This window comes from Bacillus sp. NPDC057893 (assembly GCF_042796455.1).
Lineage (GTDB): Bacteria > Bacillota > Bacilli > Bacillales > Bacillaceae_G > Bacillus_A.
This window is the reverse complement of sequence record NZ_JBHVNG010000027.1, coordinates 1-6963: the sequence shown is the minus strand read 5'-3', so window position 1 is coordinate 6963 and position 6963 is coordinate 1. Positions and strand designations below refer to the sequence as shown.

Genomic DNA, 6963 nt, shown 5'->3' with positions numbered 1-6963 from the left:
AGTACCTCCCTGAACAGTACCTCCCTGAACAGTACCTCCCTGAACAGTACCTCCCTGAACAGTACCTCCCTGAACAGTACCTCCCTGAACAGTACTCCCCTGAACAGTACCCCCTTGAATAGTACTTTGAAGAAAAGTAAAAGAAGGAGTATAAATAATTGTTCCCTCATTATCTTGAAGGTAGATCACTGCATTATTTTTTTGTGCGTATTCATCAACAAGTGGTGTTGCATTTTGAAGCGTAAGATCTTTAGATTTATCAATTATTTCTTCGATTCCCGTTTGAAGCTGATCTGTTTTGTATTTCTCATAAAATTTAGGGAGAAAGAAGTATAAAGTTACATAAATTAAGGTTGCAAAGGCTAACAAAATGAGGGATGTAGTCATAAAGAGTTTATAGGTAATTCTCTTCATCTTCATGATTTTTACAATCCTATTCATCGATTTTATAACCAATGCCCTTTACTGTTTTAATATAGGGTATATCTAATTTTTTTCGTATGTTTTTCATATGCGTATCAATCATTCGTGTGTCTCCGGCATACTCATATCCCCAAATTTTTTCTACGATATTTTCTCTTGTGAGTACCTTTTTTTCATTTTGAAGTAGTAGTTGCAAAATTTCAAATTCTTTTGTCGTTAGGGGAACTTCAACTTTATTTACATATACTTTATATGCATCGCCATCGACATGTAGTTCTCTAAATACAAAATGATTATCCGTACTTTGATTATTACTTCTTCTCAGTACTGCTTCGACTCGTCTCATCAAAACATGAAAAGAAAAAGGTTTCGTAATATAATCATCGATTCCAAGATCAAATCCTTTCATTTGATCTTGTTCTTCTTCTAGCGCAGTTAGCATAATAATTGGTATATTTGACTGACTTCGAATCATTTTGGCAACTTCAAATCCATTCAGGTTTGGCATCATCACATCTAGAAGAATTAAATCGAAGGACTGCTTATTAAATTGTTTCATGCCCTCTAATCCATCTGATGCAACTATAACTTTATACTGTTGTGTCATTAAAAATTGTTTGATTAATTCTTGTATTTCTTGATCATCTTCTACCACCAAAATGTGATAGTTCTTCATAATATCACCTCTTGTAGTCATTATAACCTTCCAGTCTGGAGTTGATGTGGAGACGTATTAGAAACACGATAAAAACTTCACAAGAAAACTACATGTATTTCAAATCAGCTCCAGATGCATGAGATAGGTTATATATATAACAAGACAGAGGGAGGTAATCAAGATGTCACTGGAAGCAAACATCATTCTTTCTTTATTAGATGTACAACTGTGGATGGCCACTCATTCGAATAATGGTCGCATAAAAGAGAAAAAACAAAAATTGAAATTAGCGCCGTGCTTATACAAATACACAAGTGTAAATAAAAGAAAACTATATAAGTCTAGTGAACAAGAATAGAGAGGATCAAATTGATTCTTTTTTTTTTGCATTCAATAACTAGGTACTGAAAATCTTTACTATAACTCTAGATTAGCTCCATGTAGAATACAGATTAAGTTTGTATGATACATGTACCAAATAGAAAGGAATGATACATAATGTTGACGGCTTACACAATCTATCAAATTTTATCCCTTCCTTCTTATTTACAGACAAAACTATTACCATCCATTCTCACGAGAATGCTATGTTCTAAGTTTATAACAAAAGAATAAATAAGCCAGTGGATGTTTATTGTCCCTTGTTTCCACTTTTTGCAAAACATCTATATAAACATGCATGCTACTATGCACATTAAATACCTTATTTGATGAGAGCCAAATAGTCTCTTTTTTAGAGAACAGTTCGAAGTGGGTTTGAATATCGTCATACATATATTCATAAAAATTTAAATATAATGTTACCCCTACGAAAAAACAGTTGATTTATATCTGAACCATGCCTAAAGGTGAAATTTTTTTTTGAAATGGTGATTCCTAAATATCACATTCATACATCGTAATTCAAATATGAACATAAAAATATTCAATTTAAATTAAAGGAGAAAGGGATGTTCACAATGGGACATTATGATACAAATCAAACAGAAAACAATAGGAATAAAGCCTATAAAAAAACAGGGTATTTTTTCACAGGAATAATTGGTGCAATGATTGGTGTAATTACCATTGGATTGACCATCCCTTATATAAATGAAATCAAAGGAAATGCAGACCAATCTCCTAAACATAACGAAGTAAATCAGGTTACGCCGACCTCTTACAAACCAGAAGATGTGAGCAACCTTCAAAATATGATTGAATCTGCAAAAGAAGTTGTCGTAGGTGTCATTAACTATAAACAAAATGCAGATGCATTTAATACGCAAAATCAATCAGAAGAAGCAGGTTCGGGATCAGGGGTCATATATAAAAAAAACGGTAATAAGGCTTTCATTGTTACAAATAATCATGTGATAGACGGTGCGAATAATGTAGAAGTGAAATTGAATAATGGTAAAAAGGTTCCCGCTAAAGTAGTAGGGACAGATCCATTATTAGATTTAGCGGTATTAGAAATTGACGGGACAGATGTAAAAAGAGTGGCAACACTTGGAGACTCAGAAAAAATTCGTACAGGGGAAACGGTAATAGCCATTGGGAATCCATTGGGGCTAGAAGGTACTGTAACAAAGGGGATTATTAGTAGCAAGGAACGAGAAATACCTGTTAGTACACTTGGAAATCAACAAGTGGATTGGCAAGCACAGGTAATTCAAACAGATGCAGCTATTAATCCTGGGAATAGTGGAGGAGCTTTATTTAATGAACAGGGTGAAGTCATTGGAATTAATTCGAGTAAAATTGCACAACAAGCTGTTGAAGGAATTGGATTTGCAATCCCGATTCATATAGCCAAAACAATCCTAGGGTCTCTTGAAAAAGAGGGAACAGTTAAACGTCCAATGATGGGTGTACAGTTATTAGATGTAGAGAAAATGACAGATTCTGCACGTAATCAATTAAAATTACCAAAAGAGATATCAAATGGTGCCATGTTGGGGAATATCTCAAATCAATCACCAGCAGAAAAGGGCGGCTTACAACAGTATGATGTTGTGATTGCATTGGATGAACAAAAAATAGAAAATGTCGTTCAATTCCGTAAATATTTATATGAAAAGAAAAAATTGGGAGATACAATTAAAGTAACCGTTTATCGAAATGGTGAAAAACTAACAAAAACCGTGAAATTAATGGAACAAACACGTACCGCTTAACAGCCACCTTTCGGTGGTTTTTTCTATTTTACTAGTTTTATATGTACGATCATTCCATTCGTCCTCACGCCACATTAATGGACTGGCTCTCTACCAATATTCAAAATCGATTGCGTATTCTAATTTGTGTTCCAGTTTTTCTTGCTAAGGTCAATGAATAAGTACACATAAACTCCATATATCTCTAGATAAACTACTGAGTAACTCCATACAAACTCTAGATAGCGTATATAGAATAACAGCTATCAAGGAGGTTAGGAAAAATGAATTTTATAAAACGCGCAATTCTCAGTATGAAAAAAAGAATAGGAACATCATTAATTTTGATGGCAGTCTTCCTGATTGTTACAAATTTAGTGCTGGCAGGATTCACAATCCAAAATGCATCAAAAAAAGCTGCTGATGCAGCAAGAAAAAAACTAGGTGCAGATGTTACTTTAGGTCTTGATTTTGACAAATTAGGTCAACAAGCTAGGGAAACTGGCGAGATGCCTAAGCCGCCGAAGCTCAACACAAAAGAAGCAGACCAATTAGCGAAGTCCAAGCATGTAAAAGACTATAATTATATAACCAATAATTTCGGAATTGCGGATGGGTTTAAATTAGTAGGAGCTTCAGAAGGAGAAGGAAAAGGAAAAGGTAACGTTGCAATGGTGGGAGGATCAGGTTCAGGTTCAGAAATAGATATGAATTCTTCTCTTATGATAGAAGGAGTTCGCAAGACTTTATTACAAGAAAGTTTTAAAAATGGAAAAAGTAAAATCGTTGATGGAAAACCAATTACAGAACAGATGCAAGATCAGAATGTAGCTTTAATGGAAAAACGATTAGCGGAACAAAACAATTTGAAAGTAGGAGATAAGGTTAAAGTTCAATCAGGGGATAAGAAGGAAACTCTTGAAGTTGAAATTATCGGTATTTACGAAACGAATGAGCAACCAATGGGTCAAAATCCCCCTCCTATGATGAATCCAGCTAATAAACTATATATGCCTTACTCTACTTTGAAAAAATTAGAAACAGATGAAGGTATGAGTAGTAGTATTCAAGTTGTGTACTTATTGAAGGATCCACAAGACATTGATGCATTTAAAAAAGAAGCAAAAAAATCTGATATTGATTTTAATTATTTTAAGTTAGATGCACAAGATTCATTGTACAAACAAATGATTGGTCCTATCGAAAATATCGCTTCTACGTCTCAAATGATTATCTATATGGTATCTATTGCAGGTGCGATTATCTTAGGATTAATCATTATGTTATCGATTAAAGCACGTCGTAAGGAAATGGGGATTTTATTGTCCATTGGAGAGAAAAAATGGAAACTGATGGCGCAGTTCGTAGTAGAAGTAGTATGTATTGCTATTTTAGCGTTAGGATTATCACTAACAACAGGGGCTAAAGTTTCTCAATTCGTAGGGGATAACTTACTTTCGGGTGAAATTGCTACAGCAAGCGAAGAAAAAGACAATTCACAAAATGGTAGTGTAATGATGGTTGGAGCTGGTGGTACTCCACAAAACCAAAACGAAGAGCCAATTGATAAGATTGATGTAAGTGTAACGGGAGAGGATGTAGGAAAAATGGGGGGAATTGGACTAGCTATTGCTATATTAGCAACGCTTCTTCCAGCATTATCTATTCTACGCTTAAATCCAAAACAAATTCTATTAAAAGATGAATAAGGAGGCTCGATATGGAGACGATTTTACAATTTAAAAACTTAGATTATTATTATGAAAGTAACGGGAAAAAAGTAACGATACTAGATAATGTTAATTTTTCTTTTCAAAAAGGGCATTTTTACACGATTTTAGGGCCCTCTGGATCTGGCAAAACCACAACTCTTAGCTTAGGTTGTGGGCTGGACATACCTAAAAACGGTTATGTACTATATAATGGCAAGGATATTCGAAAAATTGGTTTGGATCGATACCGTAATCAAAATGTATCCGTAATTTTCCAATCGTATAATTTGATTACCTATATGACTGCTCTTCAGAATGTACTAACGGCAATGGAAATTACAGGTGTGAAGGTACAAAATAAAAAAGCAAGAGCATTAGAATTATTAGAGAAGGTAGGACTCACAGAAGTAGAAGCGAAACGAAATGTCTTGCAACTAAGTGGTGGACAACAACAACGTGTAGCAATTGCTCGAGCACTATCTTGCAATGTCGATTTATTGATTGCTGATGAACCAACAGGAAACCTTGATGGAGAAACAGCAAATGAAATTATTGAGTTGTTTCAGGAGCTCGCTCATCAAGAGGATAAATGTGTAATTGTAGTTACGCATTCACAAGAAGTTGCAAAAAAATCGGATCGAGCAGTTTATTTAAGGAAAAAGAAGTTAGTAGTAAACGAAATTAATAATAGTTAAGAAAAAAGCTAATTTCGTTCTTAATTCACATAATTTTCAAAATTGAAATTTATGGCTGTTAATATTTGTTATATAATATATTTGTCAAAGCATTACCCCTGTAGTTTCTATGATGAATCTGTAAGATAGTTTGTCTCGTATATTCACCTGAAACTAAAAAGAACTTGTAGAGATTCCTACAAGTTCTTTTTGTTTTAAGGGTTAAATGTGGATTTGAAATAAAGTTACGATTTTTTGAGGGGGGAAATAAATGTAAATATTTGTAAAAAAGAAAGGTCTTTAATACGAAAATTTGAGTTCAAAGATCGGCAAGCTGTCCATGAGTATACGTCAGATATCAATGTTATGAAATACATACCTGAAGGGTTTTTTACTGAAGAAGATACAAGAAATTTTGTGAATGAAAACATTGGTAAAAATGCTAAGAACTTTCCTGTGGTATTAATAGATGAAAATATCCTTATTGGTCAAATTGTTTTTCATAAATATTTTGGTGAGCATACTTATGAGATTGGTTGGGTGTTCAATCCTAAATATTTCAATAAAAGATATGCTTTTGAGCAGCACAGGCTACATTGAAATATGGGTTTAAGGATATGAAATTACATAGAATTATAGCTACATGTTCATGGGACTTGTTTTGTTTGGCATATTTAAAAAGTATTTCATTTTAAATAGAGCTAATGAGGTTTAGGTATTTGAGTTATACAGCTAACGGAATAATTTTTTGCATATTTTACTGGAAGTAGAGCATGATATTACCATAAATCATGGAGGTGTGTAAGAAATGCAAATTCGCGAAAATAATAATTCAAACGAAATTTTGATAGCAGCCGCAGCAAGCGCTATTGAGCAAATGAAATATGAAATTGCTCAGGAGTTTGGCGTTACACTTGGGCCAGATTCGACAGCACGAGCAAATGGTTCAGTAGGTGGAGAAATTACAAAGCGCTTAGTTCGTATGGCGCAAGAACAAATATCTGGTCAATATAAAATTCACTAAGTGAAAATAAGTATATATGTACAAAAAACAATAGAACAGGAGTATGAATGTATAATTCATACTCCTGTTCTATTGTTTTTTGATAAGAATGAATGGCTGACGTAATTCATTTGATTATAGTTAATTAAGGAAAGGTCTAAGGTTGTTTGTTCATTAGATTGTGTAAAGGGAGGATATCCACTAGGAAAGAAACTCTAAGTGCAGTTGAATTAGCATCATAAGCTAAATCTCATGAGAGAATTGAACTACCCCCACTTTCACTTCGTTTAGAAGAGGGGGATTCCTAAGTAAAGAGTTCTATCGAACTCTAATTTATTAGGCTATCTCCACAGTC

At 33.8% G+C, this 6963-nt stretch carries 6 protein-coding genes and 2 pseudogenes; 6 read left to right on the top strand and 2 right to left on the bottom strand.

The genetic code is table 11. The features are described from left to right. Both ACFVQC_RS29900 and ACFVQC_RS29895 read right to left on the bottom strand, forming a co-directional pair. Window positions 1-420: pseudogene (locus ACFVQC_RS29900) on the bottom strand (two-component sensor histidine kinase); the annotation flags it as partial. Between the two features lie 13 nt (window positions 421-433). Beyond that, entirely contained in the window at window positions 434-1099 is a 666-nt protein-coding gene (locus tag ACFVQC_RS29895; RefSeq protein ID WP_002150943.1) for a response regulator transcription factor, read from the bottom strand. A gap of 163 nt (window positions 1100-1262) precedes the next feature. Between ACFVQC_RS29895 and ACFVQC_RS29890 the strand changes: the two genes are divergently transcribed. From ACFVQC_RS29890 to ACFVQC_RS29865, 6 genes and pseudogenes are all read left to right on the top strand, one after another. After that, window positions 1263-1439, top strand: a complete 177-nt coding sequence (locus ACFVQC_RS29890) for a hypothetical protein (RefSeq protein ID WP_377900143.1) — start codon at window positions 1263-1265, stop codon at window positions 1437-1439. Between the two features lie 592 nt (window positions 1440-2031). Further along, window positions 2032-3240 carry a S1C family serine protease gene (locus tag ACFVQC_RS29885; protein ID WP_377900141.1) on the top strand — a complete coding sequence of 403 codons (1209 nt, stop codon included), beginning with the start codon at window positions 2032-2034 and terminating at the stop codon, window positions 3238-3240. A gap of 263 nt (window positions 3241-3503) precedes the next feature. Next, window positions 3504-4928 (top strand): ABC transporter permease, encoded by a 1425-nt coding sequence (locus ACFVQC_RS29880; protein ID WP_377895093.1) that lies wholly within the window; start codon window positions 3504-3506, stop codon window positions 4926-4928. Window positions 4929-4939: 11 nt separating this feature from the next. Beyond that, window positions 4940-5626 carry an ABC transporter ATP-binding protein gene (locus ACFVQC_RS29875; RefSeq protein WP_002150937.1) on the top strand — a complete coding sequence of 229 codons (687 nt, stop codon included), beginning with the start codon at window positions 4940-4942 and terminating at the stop codon, window positions 5624-5626. A 258-nt stretch (window positions 5627-5884) separates the two neighbouring features. Next, window positions 5885-6252, top strand: a pseudogene (locus ACFVQC_RS29870) (GNAT family N-acetyltransferase); the annotation flags it as partial. Window positions 6253-6413: 161 nt separating this feature from the next. Then, the gene (locus ACFVQC_RS29865; protein WP_085313259.1) at window positions 6414-6629 is read left to right on the top strand and encodes an alpha/beta-type small acid-soluble spore protein; all 216 of its coding nucleotides are present in this window, start codon (window positions 6414-6416) and stop codon (window positions 6627-6629) included. Window positions 6630-6963 lie beyond the last annotated feature (334 nt).

Coding starts and splice junctions, on each gene's coding strand:
- ACFVQC_RS29865 (WP_085313259.1), top strand. CDS start 6,414: ATGCAAATTCGCGAAAATAATAATTCAAACGAAATTTTGATAGCAGCC.
- ACFVQC_RS29875 (WP_002150937.1), top strand. CDS start 4,940: ATGGAGACGATTTTACAATTTAAAAACTTAGATTATTATTATGAAAGT.
- ACFVQC_RS29885 (WP_377900141.1), top strand. CDS start 2,032: ATGTTCACAATGGGACATTATGATACAAATCAAACAGAAAACAATAGG.
- ACFVQC_RS29895 (WP_002150943.1), bottom strand. CDS start 1,099: ATGAAGAACTATCACATTTTGGTGGTAGAAGATGATCAAGAAATACAA.
- ACFVQC_RS29880 (WP_377895093.1), top strand. CDS start 3,504: ATGAATTTTATAAAACGCGCAATTCTCAGTATGAAAAAAAGAATAGGA.
- ACFVQC_RS29890 (WP_377900143.1), top strand. CDS start 1,263: ATGTCACTGGAAGCAAACATCATTCTTTCTTTATTAGATGTACAACTG.